Raw genomic sequence first — 25,133 nt, forward strand, 5'->3', positions numbered from 1 at the left:
ATGTGGGGAGCTTTTAAAGCTAAAACGCGCAGCCGGGGCTGCGCGTTTTTGACGGCTAGTAGCGGGAGGGAACGCCCTCGGGCCGCGTTTTGAATCGGCGGTGGAGCCACATATATTGCTCCGGCGCCATCATGATGCACTGCTCAACGACCTTATTCATCCATTTAGCGGTAGTTTCGGCATCATCGAGCGGAGGATTACATTCAGGCGGCAGAATGATCAGCTCGTAGCCCTTACCATCTGGCTTACGACGCGGCACGAAAGGCACCACGCAGGCTTTGGACATTTTTGCCAGCATCCATGTACCGGAGGTGGTCGCAGCGTCTTTAACGGCAAACAACGGTGCAAACACGCTGGCGCGCGGGCCGTAGTCGTGATCCGGCGCGTACCAGATGATTTCGCCATTTTTAAGCGCGCGCACCATCCCTTTGAGATCTTTACGATCGATCATGTCTTTATTGGAACGCATGCGTCCCCAGGTCTGCATCAGATCGATAACCGGGTTGTCGTTTGGACGATAGACGCCGATCCCTGGATTGTGAATGCCGAACATCCGCGCACCCATCTCAAGCGTCAGAAAATGAATACCGATAAGCAGCACGCCTCGCCCGGAATCCTGAACGGTACGAATGTGTTCAAGACCGCTGGCGTCCATCCAGCGATTAATCCGGCGGGTCGGCCAAAACCAGGCCATCCCGGTTTCGATAACGCCCATGCCTACGGACTCAAAGTTTTTGACCACCATCTGATGGCGTTCTTCGTCCGTCTTTTCCGGGAAACAAAGCTCAAGGTTGCGGTATGCAATTTGCGCGCGGCGCTTCATTAAGCGCAAAGCCAGTCTGCCCAGGCTATTTCCCATTCGATAAAGAACCGGATACGGTAACTGTACGATCAACCACAACAAGCCAACGCCTAGCCAGTATGGCCAATAACGAGGGTGCAAGAGGGCGGCGGTAAATTTGGGTAACTGGGTCATGTCTTTCCTGTTGTCATGAGCAACTCACGCTATTGTTGCACTTTTTTCCTGTCATCCAAAACGACCAGCTCTCGACTGACGCTTATTCAAACAATTGTTTTTCTTACGTGATTAATGATGATGATAATGTAGCGCAAAATGCGTGGATGTAAATTAACAGTGATTGCTATATCATGCGCGGCGATTATTACCTAATTCATCATTTAAATTTTGCAGGATAAGAACACCATGCCAGTGTTACATAACCGCATATCGAATGAGACGCTAAAAGCACAGATGCTGGCTGAGACTGAGCCACGCACTACCATCTCATTCTATAAATATTTCACCATTGTCGATCCAAAAGCGACCCGTGATGCGCTGTACGTCGCGTTGTCTGCGCTGAATGTGTTTGGCCGCGTCTACCTTGCGCGTGAAGGCATCAATGCGCAGATAAGCGTTCCGGCGAGCAACGTGGATGCGCTGCGCGCGTGCTTAGATAGCTTTGATCCGGCATTGAAGAATTTACGTCTCAATATTGCTCTGGATGATGACGGTAAATCATTCTGGGTGCTGCGTATGAAGGTTCGCGACCGTATCGTGGCGGACGGCATTGACGATCCCACCTTTGATGCCAGCGATGTGGGAGAGTATCTGAAGGCGGCTGAAGTCAATGCCATGCTCGATGACCCGGATGCGGTGTTTATCGACATGCGTAACCATTATGAGTATGAAGTCGGCCATTTTGATAATGCGCTGGAAATTCCTGCGGATACCTTCCGTGAACAGCTGCCAAAAGCGGTTGAGATGATGCAGGAAAACAAAGATAAAAAAATTGTCATGTACTGCACCGGTGGCATTCGCTGTGAAAAAGCCAGCGCCTTTATGAAGCATAACGGCTTCAAACAGGTCTGGCATATCGAAGGCGGTATTATCGAGTACGCGCGTCGTGCACGTGAACAAGGGCTGCCGGTGCGTTTTATCGGCAAGAACTTTGTCTTTGACGAACGTATGGGCGAGCGGATTTCAGATGAAGTTATTGCCCATTGTCACCAGTGTGGTGCTTCGTGCGACAGCCATACCAACTGCCTCAATGACGGATGTCACCTGCTGTTTATTCAGTGTCCGGCCTGCGCGGCAAAGTTTGAAGGGTGTTGCAGTGAAGCCTGCCAGGAAGAACATAAACTGCCGGAAGAAGAGCAGCGCCTGCGCCGGGCGGGGCGTGAAAATGGCAATAAAATCTTCAATAAATCGCGTGGACGTCTGAATACGCAGCTGGGTATCCCCGACCCGGAAAACAGCAGCAATTAGCTGAAATAGAGATACGCGACGTCAATAAGAGCGAGCAGGAGCGAGAGCAGCAGGTAAAGCATCAGGTGCTCACGGATGTTATTGATAAGGAAGTCGAGCAGGCGACGCATAGTATTCTCTAATGAACGGCCCCGTTAACACGGGGCCGTTTTGTTATTCGTGATTAAAACGGTTGAGTGCAAAAGCGCTTAAATCAAATTCTGGCGTTTTGTGTTGGGCAAACTGGGCGGCAATTTCTCCCAGTACCGTCGCAAATTTAAAGCCGTGGCCGCTCAGGCCGCCGATAAACAGCACATCCGGTTGGCCTGGCAACGTGTCGATAATAAAGTCTTCATCCGGTGAGTTATCGTAGGTGCAGGCCGCGCCGTGCAGACAGCCGCCGATACCCGGCAGAATTTGCCGCAGAAAGCTGAACGCTTCGGAGCCATCTGTCGCCACCGCGCCGAAAGCTTTACGCTCTTCCGGGCTATTGATGACCTGCCCGCCATTATGCTTGCCAATTTTTAAAGCATCATCCACCGCCGGGAAGCCGTAGAACTGGTCGCCGTTGGGTAACTCGCCGGTAAAAGCCGGGAAATTATTTTTTTGACTGTAACGACCATCGGCCTGGAACCAGGAGAACACCTTACGCACCGGTTGAATGGGCAATTCTGGGTAGAGCTGTTTGACCCAGGTGCCTGCCGTCAGCAGCAATTTTTTACCCTGCCAGCTTCCTTCTGACGTCTCAATGGTTACGCCGCTTTCGTCGCTTTTTATGGCGGTAACGGGGCAATTAAAGAGCTGCGCACAGCCGGCATCTTTCGCCATGGCGATAAGCGTTTTGACTGCCAGTTCACTTTTAAGCACGCCAGAGTCAGGTTCAAAGATGGCCCGGTAATCCTGCGGCACGGTAATTTCCGGCCAGCGTTGCATCACCGCTGCGGCATCAAGATGCTCAACCGGCAGCGAGAATTGGGCGGCGCTATGGGCAACCGTATCGAGGAAGGTGGAGTCGGCAGGCCCCAGATTGACCACGCCGCTGCGTTCAAAAATAGCTTCGCCACTGATGGCGGCTAATTCATCCCACAACGTCTGCGCGCGAAGCACCAGCGGCACATATTTCTCGCCCTCACCATAGGCGTGGCGCATCAAACGGGTATCGCCGTGATGGCTACCATGCTGGTGGGGCGGCATATGGGCGTCGGTCATCAGGACATTTAAGCCCGCCTTACGGGCATAGAAACCTGCCGCAGCACCGACGGAGCCGCTGCCAATGATGATGAGGTCGTATTGCATAGTCTTTCCTGACGCGATGATAAGGCGTGAAACGGTATCAGGTAGAGTAATTAACCCACAGTTGTTATACAAGTGTGGAAATAATTAAGGCACCCGAAGGTGCCTTTTGAGCTTAATTAGAAGAAAGTATCGGTATTAATGCCGACGATACTCGTTAGCCTGATAATCACCAGATTCAATTTTGGCAATTCCAGCTTCCAGAATAGAAATAAATTGACGTGCGACATCTGTCGTTAACCACAGCGTCTGGCCAACTTCTGCTTCTTTATTGCTCGATTCATTGGGGTCTTGGTAGTGCAGGCGCAACATCATGGCATCGTAGCTGTCTACGGTGCTGATGTCCCATCCGACGAGGGGATGGGTCTGGATGACTTCATTATTCTTTTCCATCATAACCCCTTATTTATGCGTTAAAAGGCAACAACAACTCTCGAGGTTTAATGCGTTTTTTAGTGAAGCTTTATCAGTATACAACAATTTAAGCAATACTCGAAAATTGAGGTCAAAAGCAACATAAATTCCTGAGTAGCGTGTTGTTTGCGCAATAAACAAGCATTTGTGCATTGTTTTTGCGGCTGATTTAAATAATGGGGATGGAATGTGGAAATAACAACCAGATAAAGATGAAAAAAAAGCCGGGGCGACCCGGCAAAAACACAATGTTGTCACAAGGGTTAATCAGTGATGAACCAGTCGTCCGCGCTCTCCCAGGTTTCCTGGAGAATTTCGGTGATACGGTCTTTATCTTCTTTAATACCGCCGATAACGGAGAGATTATTGTTCGCGGCGTAGCGTACGCTCACGCTACCTCCACGGTCAGGAAATTGATCGTTGATACGGCGGGAAAGTTCATCTGCCAGCGCGTCTAAGGCGCCGGCGGGTAGCGCGGTGGTTTTTGCTACGGTGACTTCAATACGCATAATTGCCCCCTGTGTAATATACTGTATATTTATACAGTCACTCTCATGAGTTTACAACAGGGGACGCGAATTTATTTTTTTACCGTCCAGCGCAGGGATTCACCGGCAAGGAATGGCACCAGCGTGTCGTCGGTAAGGGCGATACTTTCAGGCACGGTGCTTTCTTCACGTACCAGTTCGACAAAATCTTCATTCACCGGCAAGCCGTAGAAACGCGGGCCGTTCAGGGAACAGAAGGCTTCGAAGTGTTCAAGCGCATTCATCTCTTCGAACACGCTAGCGTAGCTGCCAAGAGCGGTCGGGGCATTGAAGCAGCCCGCACAGCCGCAGCTTGCCTCTTTGCGATGGCGAGCATGAGGCGCTGAGTCGGTGCCGAGGAAGGCGCGGGTGAAACCGCTGGCAACCAGCTCACGCAGCGCCTGCTGGTGCACGTTACGTTTAAGGATCGGCAAGCAGTAAAGGTGAGGGCGCACGCCGCCAACCAGCATATGGTTGCGGTTAAACATCAGATGTTGCGGCGTAATCGTGGCGGCGATAAGTTCATTGCCGTCGCGAACATATTCCGCTGCATCTTTGGTGGTAATGTGCTCGAACACGACTTTCAGTTCTGGCAGACGCTGACGCAGCGGCTCCATGACGGTATCGATAAAGCGCGCTTCGCGGTCGAAGATGTCGATATCAGCGTGGGTCACTTCCCCGTGAACCAGCAGCGGCATCCCCAGTTTTTGCATACGCTCAAGCACCGGCATAATCGCGTCGGTGCTGGTTACGCCGTGGCTGGAATTGGTGGTGGCGTTGGCAGGGTAAAGCTTGGCGGCGGTGAATACGCCCTCATTAAAGCCACGCTCAAGTTCGTTGGGATCCAGCGTGTCGGTTAAATAGCAGGTCATCAGCGGCGTGAAGTTATGTCCGGCCGGAACCGCGTCCAGAATACGCTGGCGATACGCTATTGCCGCTTCCACGGTGGTAATCGGCGGCACCAGGTTTGGCATGATAATCGCGCGGCCATACAGTTCACTGGTATACGGAACAACCGTGTTCAGCATCTCGCCATCGCGAAGGTGGATATGCCAGTCATCAGGGCGGCGAATTTTAAGAACTTGAGGTAATGCGGTCATGGAAGGCTCCGGCTGGTGAGAGATCAGTCATAATGGCTGCTTTTTGCCGGGCACTAAGGATAAGCGTAAACGTTTTCCTTTGCATCCTTTTTAAATAAAAAACTGCCCGGTATTACCGGGCAGCGGGGAGTCAGTTAGTAAACGGGATAATAATTTCACCCGGTTTAACTTCAATGCCTTTAGCGTATTTCTTCGCCAGCGCTTCGCCCTGGCTGGCATCTTCTTTCAACACGTAGGCTGGCTGCTTGTTGAAGTAAGTGCGCAGCGATTGATTCAGATAAGGAATGAGTGTCTGTACCACCGACTGCATTTTCTCTGGGGCGACTTTGGCATCGACCACTTCCATTTCCTGAAGATAAATCGCGCCTTCTTGCTGATTAAATACCGGCAGGGCTTTCAGGGTCAGAGCAATATTCGCTTTCTGACTGCCGAACAGAGAGTTCAGATCCAGTTTCGCGTCGCCGCTGAGCGTGATTTTGTTTGGCTCGGTTCGGCCAATCGCGCTGGTGAGATTGTTTAACACAATATGGGCGTCGGCAACGCCTGGTACCCCAATATCTTTGGAGAAATTATTGCGCTTTTGCAGCGCCTGATTGATCTCCTGTTCGCTCACGGAGTATTGCGTAAGCTGATTACAGCCGACAACCAGACCGCTTATGATCAGGGCGGCAATGACTAACAATTTTTTCATGGGGTTCCTCAGCGTGAAGCATCGTGTTCATCCTGACAGACAGCAGCATACGATGCCAGTAAGTTTCCGACAGCGGAAAATACTGAAAGTGCCGCTGGAGGGTGAAATCAATGGCCCGTTACCGGCATATTCTTCTGACCTGCGTAAATTCTGATGCTAATGACACAGCGGGTAATCATGCTTAACGGTTGGCGGTGCTATCGGCTTTGGTGGCCTCATCCGTCGTGCTTTGCGAATTCAAAAAGTCGGCATCATCACCTTTGTTATCGTCATTCATCGCTTTTTTAAAGCCTTTCAATGCCGCACCGACATCGGAGCCAAGCGTGGCGAGCTTTTTGGTGCCGAACAATAAAATAACCAGTACGACAATCACCAGCAGTTTAGTAATGCTAATTTCACCCATGATGAACCTTTCAAGAGATAAGGGGATCGCGACGCGTTGCCAAAGACCCACGTTGCGAGATTTTTGAGGGCAGATTTTCGCAAAGGCGGGAGAATTTTATTTGTCCGAAAATGGCATTAAACGCCCAATATAGTTTAAGAAATCATCATTCTGAATTCTCTCAACTTCTTGCGGCTGGGCATTAATGATAAACATCTTCATTTTGCCGGGCCGTCTCACCTTTTGACGTATTGCCAGCAGCCCCTTTTTTTTATCACAATGCAGAATAACAGATTGTTTTTCATTGGCTGCCCTCGGGCAGGTATAGTGAAAAGACCGGGGTATACGTTGGGTACGGGAGTAGTGAGATGTTTGGCTATCGCAGTAGTGTACCGAAAGTGCGGTTGACCACCGACCGGCTTGTTGTCCGTTTGGTTCACGAGAGGGACGCATGGCGTCTGGCTGATTATTACGCAGAGAATCGGCAGTTTTTAAAACCCTGGGAACCGATTCGTGACGACAGCCATTGTTATCCTTCGGGTTGGCAGGCGCGGTTGTCGATGATTAATGAATTTCATAAGCAGGGAACAGCCTATTATTTTGCGCTCCTCGATCCCGAGGAGAAAGAGATTATCGGCGTGGCTAATTTTTCCAACGTGGTGCGCGGCTCATTCCATGCCTGCTACCTTGGCTACTCCATTTCGCAAAAATGGCAGGGGCAGGGAATGATGTATGAGGCGCTCACCAGCGCAATACGTTACATGCAACGCACGCAACATATTCACCGTATCATGGCCAATTACATGCCGCATAACCATCGCAGCGGCGGTCTGCTGGCGCGTCTTGGGTTTGAAAAAGAAGGCTATGCAAAAGACTATTTACTGATTGATGGCGAGTGGCGTGACCATGTGCTTACCGCATTAACCACCCCACAATGGACGGCCGGTCGATAAGGAGACAAAAATGAAATACCAATTAAGCCCGCTGGAAGCGCGAGTTATCGGATGTTTACTGGAAAAACAGGTGACTACGCCTGAACAATATCCGCTGTCAATTAACGGTGTTGTCACCGCCTGCAACCAGAAAACTAACCGTGAACCGGTGATGACGCTAAGCGACACCGAAGTGCAAGAGCAACTGGATATGCTGGTCAAGCGTCACTATCTGCGCACGGTCAGTGGTTTTGGCAACCGCGTCACCAAGTATGAACAACGTTTTTGTAATTCTGAATTTGGCGACCTTAAGCTGTCCGGCGCAGAGGTTGCTCTCGTGACCACGCTGCTGTTGCGCGGCGCACAAACGCCGGGCGAACTGCGTGGACGCGCGCAGCGTATGCATGAATTTGCCGATATGGCTGAGGTTGAAAATACGCTTGAGCGTCTGGCCAATCGCGAAGATGGCCCGTTTGTCGTGCGCTTACCGCGCGAGCCGGGAAAACGCGAGAGTCGCTATATGCACCTGTTCAGCGGTGAGGTTGACGTTGACACGATGGCGGCAAGCCAGCCTGAACCAACGGGGGCGAATGAAGATTTACGCGACCGCGTCCTGGCGCTTGAAGGCGAGGTCGCTGAGTTAAAACAGCGTCTGGACTCACTGCTTGCACATCTTGGGGAGTAATCGGCATGGCTAAATTGCGCGTTGGCGTCGTCGGTCTGGGCGGTATTGCACAAAAGGCGTGGTTGCCCGTATTAAGCGCTGCGACCGACTGGACCTTACAGGCGGCCTGGTCACCGGGCAAAGAAAAGGCGCTGCGGGTGTGTGAAACTTATCGCATGCCTTACGCCGACTCGCTAACAAGCCTGGCCGCACAGTGCGACGCCGTGTTTGTCCACAGTTCGACGGCGTCGCATTATGCGGTGGTGAGTGAATTGCTCAATGCCGGTGTTCACGTCTGCGTCGACAAACCGCTGGCTGATAAACTCGACGATGCCGAAAGGCTGGTCGCGCTGGCGGCGCGTAAAAACCTGACGCTGATGGTCGGCTTTAATCGCCGTTTTTCTCCGCTGTATCGTGAGCTGAAAAAACATGCCGGTGAGATGTCATCGCTGCGTATGGATAAGCATCGGGCCAACAGCGTTGGCCCGCACGACCTGCGTTTCACGTTGCTGGATGATTATCTGCATGTGGTGGATACCGCACTATGGCTGGCGGACGGGAAGGCGAAACTGAGCGGTGGTGTGTTAAATACCACCGATGAAGGCTGTATGTTCTATGCCGAACACCATTTCAGCCAACCGGGTTTGCAGATAACCACCAGTATGCACCGACGAGCGGGCAGCCAGCGCGAATGGGTGCAGGCGGTCGCTGACGGCGGGCTGTATGAAGTTACCGATATGCGGGAATGGCGGGAAGAGCGCGGTGCGGGTGTCGTAACCCAGCCGATCCCAGGTTGGCAGACCACCCTTGAGCAACGCGGTTTCGTCGGCTGTGCGCGGCATTTTATTGAGTGTGTGCAAAATCAGACGGTTCCTGAAACGGCCGGTGAGCAGGCGATTTTTGCCCAGCGCATAGTGGAAGGATTGTGGCGCGAGGCCATTCGCGAATAAGCGCAGATCCCGAGCCCATCCCGGTGTCACTGCGTTCGACCGGGCTACCCGTGGATGTAGACCGGCCGCCATCCGGCAATGTGCCAGACGATGCCTGATGGCGGCGTTGCCTTATCAGGCCTACGGGATGTCACAGGCGTCATTATCTGCCACATCGACAAACTCTCACTCGCTGTAACATCTGAGAGTAGCAATTCATTCCGAACCCGGTAGACTAACGCCACTTTTTCAGCGCCCGCCGACGAGGCGCTTTGGTCCAGGTTGTGGAATCACAGATTAATGAACCTACTTAAATCGCTGGCAGCCGTCAGCTCGATGACCATGTTTTCGCGCGTACTGGGATTTGCGCGCGATGCGATAGTGGCAAGGATTTTCGGGGCCGGGATGGCTACCGATGCCTTTTTTGTGGCGTTTAAGCTGCCGAACCTGTTGCGCAGAATTTTTGCTGAAGGGGCATTTTCTCAGGCGTTCGTTCCCATTCTTGCCGAATACAAAAGCAAGCAGGGTGAAGATGCGACCCGGGTATTTGTTTCGTATGTCTCAGGTCTGCTGACTCTGGCGCTGGCGGTCATTACCGTGCTGGGGATGATTGCGGCACCGTGGGTGATAACCATTACCGCTCCCGGATTCGCCAATACCGCTGAGAAGTTTGCGCTCACCACTCAACTGCTGCGCATCACTTTCCCCTATATTCTGCTGATCTCGCTGGCCTCGCTGGTGGGGGCCATTCTTAACACCTGGAACCGCTTCTCTGTTCCTGCCTTTGCGCCCACCTTCCTGAACGTCAGCATGATTGGTTTTGCCCTGTTTGCCGCGCCGTATTTCAATCCACCGGTGCTGGCGCTGGCGTGGGCTGTGACCGTGGGCGGCGTCTTGCAGCTTGCCTATCAGCTACCGCACCTGAAAAAGATCGGCATGCTGGTGCTTCCTCGCATCAACTTTAAAGATGCGGGCGCAGTCCGCGTCATTAAACAGATGGGCCCGGCGATCCTCGGCGTGTCAGTGAGCCAGATCTCCTTAATTATCAACACTATTTTTGCGTCATTCCTGGTGTCCGGTTCCGTTTCGTGGATGTACTACGCCGACCGCCTGATGGAGTTCCCATCTGGCGTGCTGGGTGTGGCACTGGGGACGATTCTGTTGCCCTCACTGTCAAAAAGCTTTGCCAGCGGTAACCACGATGAATATCAGCGCCTGATGGATTGGGGACTGCGTTTATGTTTCCTGCTGGCGCTCCCGAGCGCCGTCGCGCTGGGGATTCTGGCGAAGCCGCTGACCGTGGCGCTGTTCCAGTACGGCAAATTTACCGCGTTTGATGCGGCAATGACCCAGCGTGCGCTGGTGGCCTACTCGGTGGGGCTGATGGGGCTGATTATTGTGAAGGTGCTGGCGCCAGGTTTCTATTCGCGTCAGGACATCAAAACGCCGGTGAAAATTGCCATTGTGACGCTGATTTTAACCCAGGTGATGAACCTGGCGTTCATTGGCCCGCTTAAACATGCCGGGCTATCGCTGTCGATTGGTCTGGCGGCCTGCCTTAACGCGGCGCTGCTTTACTGGCAGCTGCGTAAGCAAAAAATCTTTACTCCGCAGCCGGGTTGGCGTCTGTTCCTGGTGCGTCTGGTGGTGTCCGTAGTGGTCATGGGCGCGGCGCTTTTGGGGATGATGCATGTCATGCCGGAGTGGTCTCAGGGAACGATGCTGTATCGCTTGCTGCGTCTGATTAGCGTGGTGCTGGTGGGCATTGTGGCTTACTTTGCGACGCTTGCGGTGCTGGGCTTTAAAGTTAAAGAATTTGCTCGCCGGACGGTGTAAGCAAAACGAATCGGGCGGGGCACACTCTTTGGCCCCGCATTGCTTCAGACTGAAAACTTCCTGGCGCTGCGCGCTACGGCAGGACTGGCGGCCTGACCATCTTTACCGTAAAGGCCTGGTTCCTGGTACGGTTTGAGAACGTCAATCGCCTGTTGATTACGCACAATCTGCCCTTCAAGCAGCCAGCCGTTATGCTGGTTTTTGCGCCGTAATTCTTGCGTCGTGTCGGTAATCACCTGCCAGCGTTCGCTAATCCCTTCTTCAGCATCACGCTGGGCATTTTGCAAAACCCGACGCTGCTTCTCCAGATAGTCTAAAGTTGCCAGCAACGAGCTTTTCTCTTCGGTGATGCTGGCAAGTTGTAGGCCATTAACGTTGCCTGCGGAGAGTTGCTGTTGCTCAGCATCCATCACCTCTTGTAAGGAGGTCAGGATGCTGGTCATTTGGTCGAGAATCGCTGACAAACCGCTCATGTGATTATTTACTCTGCAAATAGTCTTGCGTGTCCTGAATTAAAGCGTCAGCAATTTTACCGGTGTCCATCTTCAGTTCACCGTTGCGGATCGCCGTCTTAAGTTCTTCAACGCGTGCCGTGTTGATGTCGCTGCTATCAGAACGGGTTAACGCCGTCTGCGCATTGCTCAGGGTGACGCTTGCGCTGGTGGCGGTAGTCGACTTGTCGGCGCGGGCTTTCTGTGCGCTGGTCTCTGGCATTTCGCGTGGCTGTACGCTGGTGACAGCTTTCAGAGATGATGTACGATCGATGCTCATGGTTCTTTCCTCATGGAGGCTCTGGTATGGGCGCAGGCGCCGACTCTCATTAATTGTTAATTATCTATCGGCAAGCGATACGGTTTCTTTATGACGTTTAGAGATTAATCAGAATATTCCCATCAGTATTAACCTGCCCGCTCACCACCTGTCCCGACGACATTCGCACACGTGCGTTTTGCGACACGCCCGCATTGTTTAATGCCTGACCTTCACCGTTGATACTAAATCCCTCTCCCTGCGCAATCACCTGGACTTTCTGCCCGGCCTTGACGCGCCATGACTGGCGTACCATCGACAGCTGAATTGGCTGGCCAATCGCCACATCACGCAGGCTAATCGCATCTTCGGCTTGCGCCAGCGTCAGCATAGTACGCGGTGGAAGCTTATCAAGACGACCGCGCATTAAAGTCACGCTCTGCCCGTCAAGTGGGCTGCCGCGCACGATAGGCGTAGCGGCCACGACGTAATCACCGACCGCCTGCACGTTCACCTGCAAATACTGCTTCGCATTGCCACACTGGGCCACCACCGTCAGGTTTCCCCATAGCCGCGAATTGCCGGGCGTACTGAAAGCGGGTTCCTCACAGGTCAATTTCAAATTCTGCGTATTTCGCAGACTGACGTTGACCTCATCGCTAAACCCGGTCAGGCGCGCGGTAAAAAAATCGCGCAGCTGCGTCTGAATATCGACGGCCTGAGCCAGCGGGCTAAAAGCCAGTATCGCTGCGGTTAACGGGGCAATGAGCTGACGCATTGAACGCTCCAGTGGATGGCGAATGTAGACATATTACCCCTCCGGCTGCGACATCAACGCAATAAATAGCGACGCATATTGCGCTTATTCCGGCGATAACGCGCGCGTCATGGGAATTAAGCTGTGAGCTGAAACTTTGCCACTCGCGGAGGAGCCATGCTCGATAAACTCGACGCCTCATTACGTTTTCAGCAAGAAGCGCTAAATCTGCGCGCCCAGCGCCAGGAAATTCTGGCCGCCAATATCGCGAACGCGGATACCCCCGGGTATCAGGCGCGCGATATGGATTTTTCCAGTGAACTCAAAAAAGTGATGGAGAGGGGGCGGGTGGAAAACAGCGGTGTTGCGCTGACGCTGACCTCCTCGCGCCATATTCCCGCCCAGACGATTTCGACGCCGGAAACCGACTTGCTCTACCGCATTCCCGATCAACCTGCGATGGATGGTAACACCGTCGATATGGACCGCGAACGCACGCAGTTTGCCGATAACAGCCTCCAGTACCAGACCGGTCTTACGGTTCTGGGCGGACAAATCAAGGGCATGATGAGTGTCCTGCAGCAGGGGAACTAACCCATGGCATTACTCAATATCTTCGACGTCGCCGGTTCAGCACTGACCGCGCAGTCCAAGCGTTTAAACGTTGCCGCCAGTAACCTGGCGAACGCCGACAGCGTCGCCGGGCCTGACGGTCAGCCGTATCGCGCCAAGCAGGTCGTTTTCCAGGTTGATGCGCCCATCGGTGCCGCCACCGGTGGCGTGAAAGTGGCTGACATTGTGGAAAGCCAGGAGCCGGACAAGTTGGTGTATCAGCCGGGGAATCCGCTGGCTGACGCCAAAGGGTATGTTCGCATGCCCAATGTGGATGTGGTCGGAGAGATGGTGAATACCATGTCGGCATCGCGTAGCTACCAGGCGAACGTCGAGGTGCTCAATACCGTGAAAAGCATGATGCTCAAAACGCTGACGCTTGGGCAATAAGGAGATAACCAATGTCCGTCGTATCCAATATTAACGACACTGCCAGCAGCACCGCGATATCGTCGTCGGTCAGCAGTACGGGAACCAACAGTTCGTCCGATCTTCAGAGCAGTTTTCTGACGCTGTTAGTAGCGCAGCTGAAAAATCAGGATCCCACCAATCCGCTGCAAAACAATGAATTAACCTCCCAGCTGGCGCAGATCAGCACGCTGAGCGGTATTGAGAAGCTCAACACCACCCTCGGCTCCATTTCCGGGCAAATCGATAACAGCCAATCGTTACAGGCCAGCTCGCTGGTGGGGCATGGCGTGATGATCCCGGGTAGCTCGATTCTGGCCGGGAAAAACAGCAGCAGCGACAGCGTCGACACCACGCCGTTTGGCATTGAACTGGCTCAGGCGGCTGAAAAAGTGACGGCGACCATTACCGATGGCAACGGCAAAGTTGTCCGCACGCTGAATATGGGCGCGCAGACCGCTGGCGTGCACACCTTTACCTGGGACGGTTTGATGGATGACGGCACGGCGGTGCCGGATGGTGCTTATACCATCAACTTTGCGGCAAGTCAGGGGACGACACAGCTGGTGGCTCAGCCGTTGCAGTTCGCGCTGGTGCAGGGCGTTACGCTGGGTAAAGACGGCAACAAACTGGATCTGGGCACCTACGGCACCACCACGCTGGATGAGGTTCGCCAGATTATTTAAGCCTTTCAACGCGTCATTATTCGGGCCGTTAAAGCAGCCTGAATGATTTCGCGCATCACACTTTCAGGAGAGACGATATGGCCTTTTCACAAGCGGTCAGCGGGTTAAACGCGGCTGCCACCAACCTCGATGTTATCGGCAACAACATCGCTAACTCCGCCACCTACGGGTTTAAATCCGGGTCGGCGTCCTTTGCCGATATGTTCGCTGGCTCCAAAGTGGGGCTGGGCGTTAAAGTCGCCGGGATAACTCAGGATTTCACCGACGGCACAACGACCAGCACCGGGCGTGCACTGGACGTCGCTATCAGCCAGAACGGTTTCTTCCGCCTGGTCGATAACAGTGGCACGGTGTACTACAGCCGTAACGGTCAATTCTCACTCGACGAGAACCGCAATCTGGTCAATTCACAAGGGTTGAAGCTGACCGGCTACCCGGCAAGCGGTACGCCGCCGACTATCCAGCAAGGCGCAAACCCGGTAGGGCTGTCTATTCCGAATACCCTGATGTCGGCGAAAGCCTCCACCACCGGCACCATGCAGATGAACCTGAATTCCACGGATAGCACGATCACCAAAACGTTCAACGTCAGCGACCCGGACACCTACAACAAAAAAGGGACCGTCACCGTTTATGACAGTCTGGGTAACTCCCACGACTTGAACGTTTACTACGTGAAAACCGCGGCGAACAAGTGGGATGTGTACACCCAGGATACCAGCGTCAGCGGCGCAGCAGCCGTGAAAGCCGCGCAAATGGGCTTTGATAATAACGGTACGCTGACCTCAGTCTCCAACTATATTGCCGATCCGGCTAATCCAGGCGCATTAATTCTTGGCCCGGCCAACGCCAACCCGGAAATCAATATCGCGCTGGCTTCTCTGAACGGTTCGCAGGCGAGCACCTTCTCTCTGAGCTTCCTCAATTCCATGCAGCAAAACACCGGCTCAAGTGACGTGGTTGCCACCACGCAGAACGGCTATGAGCCGGGCAGCCTGGTGAGCTATCAGGTCAACGATGACGGTTCGGTGGTCGGCAACTACTCCAACCGTCAAAGCCAGCTTCTGGGTCAGATTGTGCTCGCCAACTTCTCCAACACCGGCGGTCTGCAATCGGAAGGCGACAACGTCTGGTCTGCGACGCAGTCTTCTGGCGTCGCGCTGCTGGGGACGGCAGGTGAGGGTAACTTCGGCTCGCTGACCAACGGTGCGCTGGAAGCCTCTAACGTCGATCTGAGTAAAGAGCTGGTGAATATGATCGTGGCGCAGCGTAACTATCAGTCGAATGCGCAGACCATCAAAACCCAGGATCAGATCCTTAACACGCTGGTTAACCTGCGTTAATCCGCTAACAGGGCGACCTTATGGATCACGCGATATACACGGCAATGGGCGCCGCCAGCCAGACCATGCAGCAGCAGGCGGTCACGGCGAGCAACCTTGCAAACACATCAACGCCAGGCTTTCGCGCGCAGCTCAATGCCATGCGCGCGGTGCCGGTAATGGGGCCGTCACTGGAAACCCGCACGCTGGTGGCCGCCACGACGCCGGGGGCCGATATGACCCCTGGACAGCTGGACTATACCGCGCGTCCGCTCGACGTCGCCATTCAGCAGGATGGCTGGCTGGCGGTGCAGTCGGCGGATGGCAGTGAAGGCTATACCCGCAACGGCAATATTCAGGTCGACTCGACCGGCCAGTTGACCATCCAGGGCCATCCGGTTATCGGGGATGCCGGCCCGCTAAGCGTGCCGGAAGGCTCGCAGATTACTATCGCCGCAGACGGCACCATTTCGGCATTAACGCCCGGCGACCCGGCAAACACGGTGTCTCCGGTCGGCAAGCTGAAAGTGGTTAAGGCCAATGCGACGGAAGTGACGCGCGGTGACGATGGGCTTTTCCATCTCACCCCGCAGGCCTTGGCGACCCGTGGGCAGACTTTACAGGCTGATCCAACGTTACGCCTGCAATCCGGCGTGCTGGAAGGCAGCAACGTGAAACCCGTGGCGGCGATGGCGGAAATGATCGCCAGTTCGCGCCGTTTTGAAATGCAGATGAAGGTTATCAGCAGCGTGGATGAAAACACGCAGAAAGCTAACCAGTTGCTGTCAATGAGCTAAGGAAAATTATGATCAGTTCATTATGGATCGCCAAAACCGGTCTTGATGCGCAGCAAACCAATATGGACGTTATCGCCAACAACCTGGCGAACGTCAGTACCAATGGTTTTAAGCGCCAGCGCGCGGTGTTTGAAGACTTGCTTTATCAAACCGTTCGCCAGCCGGGTGCGCAATCATCCGAACAAACGACGCTGCCGTCAGGCTTGCAAATCGGTACCGGGGTACGTCCCGTGGCGACCGAGCGTTTGCACAGCCAGGGCAACCTGTCCCAGACCAATAACAGCAAAGACGTGGCGATTAAAGGTGACGGCTTCTTCCAGATTCTGCTGCCAGACGGCTCCTCCGGCTATACCCGTGATGGTTCGTTCCAGGTCGATCAGAACGGCCAACTGGTGACCGCCAGCGGCTATCAGGTGCAGCCTGCTATTACCATTCCGGCGAACGCTATCAGCATCACGATTGGTCGTGACGGCATTGTCAGTGTCACCCAGCAGGGGCAAGCGAACCCGGTGCAGGTCGGCCAGCTGAATCTGTCGACCTTTATGAACGATACCGGTCTCGAGAGTATTGGTGAAAACCTGTACATCGAAACGCAGGCATCGGGGGCGCCAAACGATACCACGCCGGGCTTGAACGGTGCGGGGCTGCTGTATCAGGGATATGTCGAGACCTCGAACGTCAACGTGGCGGAAGAGTTGGTCAACATGATTCAGGTGCAGCGCGCGTACGAAATCAACAGTAAAGCGGTATCGACGACCGACCAGATGCTGCAAAAACTGACGCAACTGTAAGTCGTGCGGGCTACAGAGCGCCTGATGGCGACGCCCATGCGTCTTATCAGGCCTACAAACGATGAAAACCCGTAGGCCGGATAAGGCGAAGCCGCCATCCGGCAATCCGTAGCCCGGACGAGGCGTTAACGCCGACTCCGGGATCTCTCGGGGCATACATTGAGATTCAGAAGAAGAAAGCAATGCAAAAATCCGCAGCGTTCCGTTTTCCGCTTTTAACCGTCGTCGCCCTTAGCGTGGCGGGGTGCGCCTTGATTCCAAGCAAACCGCTGGTGGAAGGGGCAACGACCGCCCAACCGATCCCCGGCCCGGTGCCTGTGGTGAATGGCTCTATTTTCCAGAGCGCGCAGCCGATCAACTACGGCTATCAACCGCTGTTTGAGGATCGTCGTCCGCGCAATATCGGCGATACGCTGACTATCGTGTTGCAGGAAAACGTCAGTGCGAGCAAAAGCTCGTCGGCCAACGCCAGCCGCGATGGCAAAACAAGTTTCGGTTTCGACACCGTGCCGCGTTACCTGCAAGGTCTGTTTGGCAACGAACGTGCTGATGTCGAGGCTTCCGGTGGCAATAGCTTCAATGGTAAGGGCGGGGCGAATGCCAGCAATACCTTTAGCGGCACGCTGACCGTCACCGTCGATCAGGTGCTGGCAAACGGCAACCTGCACGTCGTCGGTGAAAAACAGATAGCCATTAACCAGGGCACCGAGTTTATCCGCTTCTCCGGGGTCGTTAACCCACGCACCATCAGCGGCAGCAATACCGTGCCGTCGACGCAGGTGGCGGATGCGCGTATCGAATACGTGGGCAATGGCTACATCAATGAAGCGCAGAATATGGGCTGGCTGCAGCGTTTCTTCCTTAACTTATCGCCGATGTAACGAGGTGAATCATGTTTAAAACTCTGCTCACGCTGGCGTTGGTGCTGGTCACCGGGCTGGCGCATGCCGAACGCATTCGCGATCTGACCAGCGTACAAGGGGTTAGGGAAAACTCGCTGATTGGCTACGGTCTGGTCGTGGGGCTAGACGGGACGGGTGACCAGACGACGCAAACGCCGTTTACCACCCAGAGCCTGAACAACATGCTGTCACAGCTAGGGATTACCGTTCCGGCGGGCACCAATATGCAGCTGAAAAACGTGGCGGCGGTGATGGTGACCGCGCAGCTTCCGGCGTTTGGCCGTCAGGGACAAACCATTGATGTGGTGGTCTCCTCAATGGGTAACGCCAAAAGCCTGCGCGGCGGCACGCTGCTGATGACCCCGTTGAAGGGCGTCGATAGCCAGGTTTATGCGCTGGCGCAGGGTAATATTCTGGTGGGCGGTGCGGGCGCATCGGCGGGCGGTAGCAGCGTGCAGGTGAACCAGCTTAACGGTGGCCGTATTACGGGCGGCGCCACCATTGAGCGTGAGCTGCCAAGCCAGTTTGGCGCCGGGAATACCATCAACCTGCAGCTCAATGATGATGACTTCACCATGGCGCAGCAGATTGCCGATACCATCAACCGTCGCAGCAGCATGGGCAACGCCACCGCGCTGGATGCCCGTACCGTGCAAATCCGCGCGCCAAGCGGCGGCAGCGGTCAGGTTCGTTTGCTGGCGGATATTCAAAACCTTGAAGTGGGCATGCCGCCGCAGGACGCGAAAATCATCATCAACTCGCGTACTGGGTCGGTGGTCATGAACCGTGAAGTGACGCTGGATACCTGTGCCGTGGCGCAGGGCAATCTGTCGGTGTCCGTCAACCGCTCGGCGCAGGTTAGCCAGCCGGATACGCCATTTGCCGGGGGACAGACGGTGGTGACGCCGCAAACGCAGATTGATTTACGCCAGAGCGGTGGTTCGTTGCAGAGCGTGCGCGCCAGCGCCAATCTCAACAACGTGGTGCGCGCGCTGAATGCGCTGGGAGCAACGCCGATGGAACTGATGTCCATCATCCAGGCCATGCAAAGTGCGGGCTGCCTGCGGGCGAAGGTGGAGATTGTCTGATGCTGACTGACAGCAAATTACTGTCGAGCGCCGCCTGGGACGCGCAGTCATTAAACGAGCTGAAAACCAAAGCCGGGCAGGATCCGCAGGCCAATCTTCGGCCGGTGGCGCGACAGGTGGAGGGGATGTTCGTGCAGATGATGCTCAAGAGTATGCGCGAAACGCTGCCGAAAGATGGCATGTTCAGCAGCGACCAGACCCGACTCTATACCAGCATGTACGACCAGCAAATTGCCCAGCAGATGACTGCGGGCAAAGGGTTGGGTCTGGCGGAGGAGATGGTGAAACAGCTGTCAGCGCAGCAGCCGCCTGATGAAAACGCAGGCCAGGTGCCGATGAAGTTTGATAGGCAAACGGTCACCAGCTATCAGAATGCGGCGCTGACGCAAATGGTCCGCAAAGCGCTGCCAAAAGCGCCGGATGGCAGCGATGTTCCGCTGTCCGGCGACTCGAAAGACTTCCTCGCCCAGCTCTCGCTACCCGCGCGACTGGCGAGTGAGCAAAGCGGCATTCCCCATCACCTGATTCTGGCGCAGGCTGCGCTTGAATCCGGCTGGGGCCAGCGGCAAATTCGCCAGCAAAACGGTGAGCCGAGCTTCAACCTGTTTGGCGTTAAAGCTTCCGCAGGCTGGAAGGGTAAAGTGACCGAGATAACCACCACCGAGTTTGAGAACGGCGAGGCCAAAAAGGTGAAAGCGAAATTCCGCGTTTACAGCTCTTATCTGGAAGCCTTGTCTGATTACGTCGGCCTGTTGACCCGCAATCCGCGCTATGCGGCGGTGACGTCGGCCGCAACGGCGGAGCAGGGCGCGCAGGCGTTACAGAACGCCGGATATGCCACCGACCCGCAGTACGCACGTAAATTAACCGGCATGATCCAGCAGCTGAAATCGATGAGCGAGAAGGTCAGCAATACCTACCGCAACGATATCGAAAATCTGTTCTGATTAGCCTCAAGTTTGCAGTCCGCCATCCGATAAGTAATACCATGGCCTTAAGAAGGAGCGTTCATGTCCAGTTTAATTAACAGCGCGATGAGCGGGCTCAGCGCCGCGCAGTCAGCCTTGAATACCACCAGTAATAACATTTCGAGCTACAACGTCGCCGGATACACCCGCCAGACGACGGTGCTGGCGGCAGCCAACAGCACGCTAGGCGCGGGCGGTTGGGTGGGTAATGGCGTTAACGTGACTGGCGTGCAGCGTGAGTACAATGCCTTTATTACCAACCAGCTCCGGGCGGCGCAGAATCAGAGCAGCAGCTTAACCGCCCGTTACGAGCAGGTGTCGAAAATCGACAGCATGATTTCCAGTACCACCAATAACCTGTCGACGACTTTGCAGGACTTTTTCAGCAGCCTGCAAACGCTGGTCAGTAATGCGGAAGACCCGGCGGCGCGCCAGACCGTTTTAGGAAAAGCGGACGGCGTGGTAAACCAGTTTAAAGTCGTCGACCAGTATCTGCGCGATCAGGATAAGCAGGTGAACCTGTCTATCAGTTCCACGGTGGATTTGGTCAACAATTACTCCTCACAAATTGCCAGCCTGAATGACAAAATCTCCCGTCTGACCGGCGTGGGGGCAGGAGCATCGCCAAACGATCTGCTCGACCAGCGTGACCAGCTGGTCAGCGAGCTGAATAAGCTGGTGGGCGTCGAAGTCAACGTCCAGGACGGCAGCACCTATAACATTACCATGGCGAATGGTTATACCCTCGTCGCAGGCAGTAAAGCTAACCAGCTGGCAGCGGTGCCAAGCAGCTCGGACCCTAACCGTACTACCGTTGCCTATGTCGATAATGTGGCGGGCAACGTCGAGATCCCGGAAAAATTGCTGACCGGTGGTTCACTGGGCGGCCTGCTGACCTTCCGCTCTCAGGATCTGGATCAGACGCGCAATAGCCTCAATCAGATGGCGCTGGCGTTCGGTGATGCCTTCAATACCGTGCATAAACAGGGGATTGATGCCGACGGTAACAAGGGCGTTGATTTCTTTAGCTTAGGTGAGCCGTCAGCGTTATCGAATAGCAAAAACACCGGCGATGCTGATCTAAAAGTCACAATCGATAAGTCTTCTGCCGTCCAGGCCACAGACTACAAAGTCACCAAAACCGACAGCGGTTGGGAAGTGACGCGCCTGTCTGACAATACCAGCGTCAAACTGGATTCCGGTAGCGATCTTGCCAATGGCGTGCTGAAGTTTGATGGGCTTACGGTTACGGCGCAGGTTAAAACCGGCGGTACCGATCCGGCGCAGAGTGGCGATAGCTTTATTGTCAAACCGGTGAGCGACACTATCGTCAATATGAAAGTGGCTATCAGCAGTGAATCGCAAATCGCGATGGGACTTGCCGATACCACCGGTGCCAGCGTCGGTGAAAGCGATAACCGTAACGGTCAGGCGCTGCTCGATTTGCAAACCAGTAAAGTGGTTGGCGGCTCAAAAAGCTTTAACGATGCCTACGCCGCGCTGGTAAGTAACATTGGTACTCAAACGGCAACGCTCAAAAGCAGTAGTACGACCCAGGCGAACGTGGTGACGCAGCTGAACAAACAGCAGCAGTCTATCTCCGGCGTCAATCTTGATGAAGAGTACGGCAACCTGCAGCTCTTCCAACAGTACTATCTGGCCAATGCGCAGGTGCTGCAAACCGCAAGCACCCTCTTCGACGCATTAATTAATATCCGCTAAGGAGAGGGCATACGATGCGAGTCAGTACCTTAATGATGTACCAGCAGAATATGGGGGGTATCACTAACTCTCAGTCTGAATGGTTAAAGTATGGTGAGCAGATGTCGACCGGCAAACGGGTGAACCGTGCATCGGACGACCCGGTGGCGGCCTCGCAGGCCGTGGTGCTGTCGCAGGCGCAGGCGCAAAATGCGCAGTACGCCACCGCGCGTACCTTTGCCACCCAGCGCGTTTCAACGGAAGAAAGCACGCTAAAACAGGTGACCACCGCCATTCAGGCGGCGCAGGAGAAGATTGTTTATGCGGGCAACGGTACGCTCAGCGATGACGACCGCGCGTCATTGGCGACCGACCTGCAAGGGATCCGCGACCAGATCCTGAACCTGGCCAACAGCACCGACGGCAACGGGCGCTATATTTTTGCCGGTTACAAAACGGATACGCCGCCGTTTGATGACAGCGGCAAATACGTAGGCGGCGATATCAACGTGGAACAGCAGGTGGACTCTTCGCGCTCCATGGTCATTGGCCATACGGGCAATTTGATTTTCGATCACGCGACCAGCAATGCCAAACCGGATGCGGACGATAATATTTTCACCGCGCTCGACTCCGCCATCGCCGCGCTGAATACACCGGTAGCGGATGCGGACGATGCGACAAAAGATAAGATGAGTGCCGCTATCGACCGGACTAACCGCAGCCTGAGCAACTCGCTGAACAACGTGCTGACCGTTCGCGCTGAACTGGGCACCCAGCTTAAAGAGCTGGAAAATCTCGATGCGCTGGGCGATGACCGTAAACTGGCGCAGACCCAGCAGATGAGCAACCTGGTGGATGTCGACTGGAACGAGACCATTTCCAACTACACCATGCAGCAAACCGCCCTGCAGGCGGCGTATAAAGCGTTTACCGATATGCAGGGCATGTCGCTGTTTCAACTGAATAAATAATAAAGATGGCCAGAAAATATCTGGCCGATGTAGATGTTTTTATCGCCCGCGCACCACCCCGTCGCGGGCTTTTTTTAGGGTTTACTGGGTGCTGACCGCAGCGCTGCGTAAACGGTAAGTTTCGCTAACCCGAATTGCCAGCGCAACAAGACCCGCCACCGTTGCCAGCGCCACCACACCTTCCCAGCCTGCGAATGCATAAACTTGTGTACCCAGTACTGAACCTAACGACATGCCGATGAAGACCCCGGTAAACAGCAGCGCATTCAGACGGCCTCGGGCCTGCGGTTCGAGGCTATAGACCAGATTCTGGTGCGCGACCAGACTGGACTGGAGACCCAGGTCGAAGCCGATAGCCGCTATGGCAATCAATACCAGCTGTGCCATCGTAGGCAGGAAGGGGAGCAGGAACATCAGGGCGAACGAGACGCTCACCAGCGCTGCACCTAACTGCGTGACTTTCTCTGCCCCCACTTTATCCGCCAGACCGCCTGCCAGCGGTGCCGCTAGCGCACCAGCCGCCCCGGCAATACCAAACCCACCGGCCACGGCGCTGCCCATGTGATAGTGCTCGGCGAGCATGACCGCAAGCGTAGACCAGAAGGCGCTAAAGGCGATGGACAGAAATCCCTGCGCCACCGCGGCACGACGCAGCGTCGGGTAGCGGCGCCACAGATGCGCCATCGACATCATCAACGCGGGATAGCGTAACTCGGAGTGAGCCACAAAATGAGGCAGCACGCGCCACATTAGCGCACCTATCAAGGCGATGCTCACCGCCGCCGCCTGATACATGACGCGCCAGCCAAACAGTTCACCGACCACGCCGCTGACCGTCCGTGACAGCAGGATCCCCAACAGCAGACCGGTCATTACCGTACCCACCATTTTCCCCTGTTTGCCAGCGGGAGCCAGAATCGCGGCTGCGGGGACAATATCCTGCGCCATGGTGGCGGCCATCCCTATCAGCAGACTTACCGCCAGCAGCGAGTGGAACTGTTGCGTCAGGCTGTAGACCAGCAGCAGGACGGCAAGCGCCAGGCTTTTTACGAGGATTAAGGTACGGCGGTCGTAGCGGTCGCCGAGCGGCAACAGGAACAAAATGCCCAGCGCATAGCCTGCTTGCGTGAGCGTGGGAATAAGCCCCATGCCCTCAACGCTCAGGTGCAAATTGCTGCCCATCAGCGGCAGCAGAGGTTGGGCGTAGTAAATGGCGGCGACGCTGAAACCGGCGCCAAGGGCCAGGATAAAAATCATCATACTGGCGGTTCGGGTTTGCGTGTTCTGGGTGTTCATCATTAAGTCCTCAACGGTGTATGGAGCGCATTTTCCGCCTGTTGCGGCTGGTGCGGTAGCCATTGCAGTGGTAAAACAGTTATACGTTTGGCGTATAGGCATCAAGATAATGAAGAGAAATGAGCGTATAGATCGCGTGGAGTTAATGCGCACGTTCATCCGAATTGTGGAATCTGGTTCACTGTCAGCCGCCGCCCGGCAGATGGAGACCACTCAGGCGACAATCAGCCGACGATTACAGTCGCTGGAAGAGATGCTGGGGGCCAAGCTGCTGCTGCGTTCGACCCACGCCATGAAGTTGACCGACGACGGCGAACGCTGCTATCAGCATGCGCGAGAAGTGGTTGATTCCTGGCTTGCGCTGGAGGATGCGTTACACGTTATCGATGAGCAACCGGTCGGCACGCTTCGGGTGCGGGCACCGCACGCCTTTGGTCAGCAGCAGCTTTTGATGCCGCTGGTTGGTTTTCTGGCACGTTACCCACAGCTTTGTGTCGAATGGATGCTGCATGACCGGGCGGTGGACTTTATTAGCGATAACGTTGATTGCGCGATCCGCGTTGGGGCAGAGGTGGATCCCGCCACCGTGTCAGTGCTGTTGGCAGAAGTCCCGCGCTGCATCGTGGCAACCCCTGAGTTATTGAGCCGCTATCCCGCCGTGACGCAACCGGAACAGCTTTCGATACTGCCGTGGATAGCCATCAGCACTTTCTATCAGCATGAAGTGGTGTTGCATCATCAGGATTCTCAGCAAACGGCAAACGTGGTAATCGCGGCGCGCTTAAGCACCGATAGCCTTTATGTGGCGAAAAATGCCGCGCTGGCTGGAGTGGGGGCCGCCGTGGTCTCAAGCTGGACGGTGGAGGAGGAGCTGGCAAGCGGCGCGTTGGTGGAACTGTTACCCGCCTGGCAGGCGACACCCTTACCGGTGCATTTAGTCTATCCGTGGGCGCGTTACTATCCGACGCGATTACGCAAATTCCTCGACCTGATGCGTGAGGTGATGCCGCAAATAGCCGGAATGCGGCTGCCGAACAAAACGCAAGGATAGGGGACGCAATTGCGGTT

29 protein-coding genes are annotated in these 25,133 nt (G+C 54.9%); 17 read left to right on the forward strand and 12 right to left on the reverse strand.

From position 1 onward, the window contains the following. Window positions 1-55: 55 nt before the first annotated feature. Window positions 56-976 carry a Kdo(2)-lipid IV(A) acyltransferase gene (locus ACIPDS_RS01575; protein ID WP_400732116.1) on the reverse strand — a complete coding sequence of 307 codons (921 nt, stop codon included), beginning with the start codon at window positions 974-976 and terminating at the stop codon, window positions 56-58. Between the two features lie 228 nt (window positions 977-1,204). Here ACIPDS_RS01575 and ACIPDS_RS01580 point away from each other — a divergent pair, with 228 nt between their 5' ends. Then, window positions 1,205-2,266, forward strand: coding sequence for a rhodanese-related sulfurtransferase (locus ACIPDS_RS01580; protein WP_400732117.1), 1,062 nt, complete (start codon window positions 1,205-1,207; stop codon window positions 2,264-2,266). Here the strand turns inward: ACIPDS_RS01580 and ACIPDS_RS01585 are convergent. The 7 genes from ACIPDS_RS01585 to tatA form a co-directional block, all read right to left on the reverse strand. Next, the gene (locus ACIPDS_RS01585; RefSeq protein ID WP_166514258.1) at window positions 2,263-2,376 is read right to left on the reverse strand and encodes a DUF2770 family protein; all 114 of its coding nucleotides are present in this window, start codon (window positions 2,374-2,376) and stop codon (window positions 2,263-2,265) included. The two genes, ACIPDS_RS01580 and ACIPDS_RS01585, sit on opposite strands and share 4 nt — an antisense overlap. A 43-nt stretch (window positions 2,377-2,419) precedes the next feature. Beyond that, window positions 2,420-3,541, reverse strand: coding sequence for an N-methyl-L-tryptophan oxidase (gene solA / locus ACIPDS_RS01590; protein ID WP_400732118.1), 1,122 nt, complete (start codon window positions 3,539-3,541; stop codon window positions 2,420-2,422). Window positions 3,542-3,676: 135 nt separating this feature from the next. Then, complete coding sequence (gene bssS, locus ACIPDS_RS01595; protein WP_166514256.1) at window positions 3,677-3,931, reverse strand: biofilm formation regulator BssS; 255 nt, start codon at window positions 3,929-3,931, stop codon at window positions 3,677-3,679. Window positions 3,932-4,215: 284 nt separating this feature from the next. Further along, window positions 4,216-4,461 (reverse strand): DNA damage-inducible protein I, encoded by a 246-nt coding sequence (gene dinI, locus ACIPDS_RS01600; RefSeq protein WP_153743170.1) that lies wholly within the window; start codon window positions 4,459-4,461, stop codon window positions 4,216-4,218. A 71-nt stretch (window positions 4,462-4,532) separates the two neighbouring features. Beyond that, on the reverse strand, window positions 4,533-5,579 hold the full coding sequence (pyrC, locus tag ACIPDS_RS01605; protein WP_400732120.1) for a dihydroorotase: 1,047 nt from the start codon (window positions 5,577-5,579) through the stop codon (window positions 4,533-4,535). A 130-nt stretch (window positions 5,580-5,709) separates the two neighbouring features. Next, complete coding sequence (locus ACIPDS_RS01610; RefSeq protein WP_400732122.1) at window positions 5,710-6,270, reverse strand: lipoprotein; 561 nt, start codon at window positions 6,268-6,270, stop codon at window positions 5,710-5,712. 181 nt (window positions 6,271-6,451) lie between these two features. Continuing rightward, entirely contained in the window at window positions 6,452-6,673 is a 222-nt protein-coding gene (tatA, locus tag ACIPDS_RS01615; RefSeq protein WP_400732124.1) for a Sec-independent protein translocase subunit TatA, read from the reverse strand. A gap of 347 nt (window positions 6,674-7,020) precedes the next feature. On the opposite strand from tatA, the gene rimJ reads away from it, so the two are divergent. The 4 genes from rimJ to murJ all read left to right on the forward strand — a co-directional run bounded on the left by rimJ (window position 7,021) and on the right by murJ (window position 11,013). Next, a complete protein-coding gene (gene rimJ, locus ACIPDS_RS01620) occupies window positions 7,021-7,605 on the forward strand; it encodes a ribosomal protein S5-alanine N-acetyltransferase (RefSeq protein ID WP_166514252.1) in 585 nt (194 codons plus the stop codon). A gap of 10 nt (window positions 7,606-7,615) precedes the next feature. Continuing rightward, a complete protein-coding gene (locus ACIPDS_RS01625; protein WP_400732126.1) occupies window positions 7,616-8,269 on the forward strand; it encodes a YceH family protein in 654 nt (217 codons plus the stop codon). Window positions 8,270-8,274: 5 nt separating this feature from the next. Next, a complete protein-coding gene (locus ACIPDS_RS01630) occupies window positions 8,275-9,198 on the forward strand; it encodes a Gfo/Idh/MocA family protein (protein ID WP_400732127.1) in 924 nt (307 codons plus the stop codon). A 279-nt stretch (window positions 9,199-9,477) separates the two neighbouring features. Next, a complete protein-coding gene (murJ, locus tag ACIPDS_RS01635) occupies window positions 9,478-11,013 on the forward strand; it encodes a murein biosynthesis integral membrane protein MurJ (protein WP_400732129.1) in 1,536 nt (511 codons plus the stop codon). A gap of 44 nt (window positions 11,014-11,057) precedes the next feature. On the opposite strand, the gene flgN is transcribed toward murJ, so the two are convergent. The 3 genes from flgN to flgA all read right to left on the reverse strand — a co-directional run bounded on the left by flgN (window position 11,058) and on the right by flgA (window position 12,541). Then, complete coding sequence (gene flgN, locus ACIPDS_RS01640; RefSeq protein ID WP_400732131.1) at window positions 11,058-11,486, reverse strand: flagella biosynthesis chaperone FlgN; 429 nt, start codon at window positions 11,484-11,486, stop codon at window positions 11,058-11,060. 4 nt (window positions 11,487-11,490) lie between these two features. Next, a complete protein-coding gene (gene flgM / locus ACIPDS_RS01645) occupies window positions 11,491-11,784 on the reverse strand; it encodes a flagellar biosynthesis anti-sigma factor FlgM (RefSeq protein WP_400732132.1) in 294 nt (97 codons plus the stop codon). A 97-nt stretch (window positions 11,785-11,881) separates the two neighbouring features. Further along, window positions 11,882-12,541 (reverse strand): flagellar basal body P-ring formation chaperone FlgA, encoded by a 660-nt coding sequence (gene flgA / locus ACIPDS_RS01650; RefSeq protein ID WP_166514246.1) that lies wholly within the window; start codon window positions 12,539-12,541, stop codon window positions 11,882-11,884. A 156-nt stretch (window positions 12,542-12,697) separates the two neighbouring features. Between flgA and flgB the strand changes: the two genes are divergently transcribed. The 11 genes from flgB (at window position 12,698) to flgL (ending at window position 22,769) form a co-directional block, all read left to right on the forward strand. Further along, window positions 12,698-13,114 (forward strand): flagellar basal body rod protein FlgB, encoded by a 417-nt coding sequence (flgB, locus tag ACIPDS_RS01655; RefSeq protein ID WP_400732134.1) that lies wholly within the window; start codon window positions 12,698-12,700, stop codon window positions 13,112-13,114. 3 nt (window positions 13,115-13,117) lie between these two features. After that, window positions 13,118-13,522, forward strand: coding sequence for a flagellar basal body rod protein FlgC (flgC, locus tag ACIPDS_RS01660; protein ID WP_400732135.1), 405 nt, complete (start codon window positions 13,118-13,120; stop codon window positions 13,520-13,522). 11 nt (window positions 13,523-13,533) lie between these two features. Further along, window positions 13,534-14,226, forward strand: coding sequence for a flagellar hook assembly protein FlgD (gene flgD / locus ACIPDS_RS01665; protein ID WP_400732137.1), 693 nt, complete (start codon window positions 13,534-13,536; stop codon window positions 14,224-14,226). A gap of 77 nt (window positions 14,227-14,303) precedes the next feature. Next, window positions 14,304-15,569 (forward strand): flagellar hook protein FlgE, encoded by a 1,266-nt coding sequence (gene flgE / locus ACIPDS_RS01670; protein ID WP_400732138.1) that lies wholly within the window; start codon window positions 14,304-14,306, stop codon window positions 15,567-15,569. Window positions 15,570-15,589: 20 nt separating this feature from the next. Then, on the forward strand, window positions 15,590-16,345 hold the full coding sequence (locus ACIPDS_RS01675) for a flagellar basal body rod protein FlgF (protein ID WP_400732140.1): 756 nt from the start codon (window positions 15,590-15,592) through the stop codon (window positions 16,343-16,345). Window positions 16,346-16,353: 8 nt separating this feature from the next. Continuing rightward, window positions 16,354-17,136: a flagellar basal-body rod protein FlgG gene (gene flgG, locus ACIPDS_RS01680; RefSeq protein WP_052285574.1), complete on the forward strand. Its 783-nt coding sequence runs from the start codon at window positions 16,354-16,356 to the stop codon at window positions 17,134-17,136. A 182-nt stretch (window positions 17,137-17,318) separates the two neighbouring features. Beyond that, window positions 17,319-18,017, forward strand: coding sequence for a flagellar basal body L-ring protein FlgH (gene flgH / locus ACIPDS_RS01685; protein ID WP_400732143.1), 699 nt, complete (start codon window positions 17,319-17,321; stop codon window positions 18,015-18,017). An 11-nt stretch (window positions 18,018-18,028) separates the two neighbouring features. Beyond that, window positions 18,029-19,126 carry a flagellar basal body P-ring protein FlgI gene (locus ACIPDS_RS01690; RefSeq protein ID WP_166514239.1) on the forward strand — a complete coding sequence of 366 codons (1,098 nt, stop codon included), beginning with the start codon at window positions 18,029-18,031 and terminating at the stop codon, window positions 19,124-19,126. Beyond that, the gene (flgJ, locus tag ACIPDS_RS01695) at window positions 19,126-20,073 is read left to right on the forward strand and encodes a flagellar assembly peptidoglycan hydrolase FlgJ (protein WP_400732145.1); all 948 of its coding nucleotides are present in this window, start codon (window positions 19,126-19,128) and stop codon (window positions 20,071-20,073) included. The genes ACIPDS_RS01690 and flgJ overlap by 1 nt, the downstream gene beginning before the upstream one ends. A gap of 63 nt (window positions 20,074-20,136) precedes the next feature. After that, window positions 20,137-21,816: a flagellar hook-associated protein FlgK gene (flgK, locus tag ACIPDS_RS01700; RefSeq protein ID WP_400732146.1), complete on the forward strand. Its 1,680-nt coding sequence runs from the start codon at window positions 20,137-20,139 to the stop codon at window positions 21,814-21,816. A 14-nt stretch (window positions 21,817-21,830) separates the two neighbouring features. Continuing rightward, entirely contained in the window at window positions 21,831-22,769 is a 939-nt protein-coding gene (gene flgL / locus ACIPDS_RS01705; RefSeq protein WP_166514236.1) for a flagellar hook-associated protein FlgL, read from the forward strand. An 81-nt stretch (window positions 22,770-22,850) separates the two neighbouring features. On the opposite strand, the gene ACIPDS_RS01710 is transcribed toward flgL, so the two are convergent. Then, entirely contained in the window at window positions 22,851-24,065 is a 1,215-nt protein-coding gene (locus tag ACIPDS_RS01710; protein ID WP_400733392.1) for an MFS transporter, read from the reverse strand. A gap of 109 nt (window positions 24,066-24,174) precedes the next feature. Here ACIPDS_RS01710 and ACIPDS_RS01715 point away from each other — a divergent pair, with 109 nt between their 5' ends. Beyond that, window positions 24,175-25,116: a LysR family transcriptional regulator gene (locus ACIPDS_RS01715; RefSeq protein WP_400732148.1), complete on the forward strand. Its 942-nt coding sequence runs from the start codon at window positions 24,175-24,177 to the stop codon at window positions 25,114-25,116. Window positions 25,117-25,133: the final 17 nt, after the last annotated feature.

Origin of the sequence: Kluyvera sp. NPDC087067 (genome assembly GCF_044745165.1) — a bacterium.
Lineage (GTDB): Bacteria > Pseudomonadota > Gammaproteobacteria > Enterobacterales > Enterobacteriaceae > Kluyvera.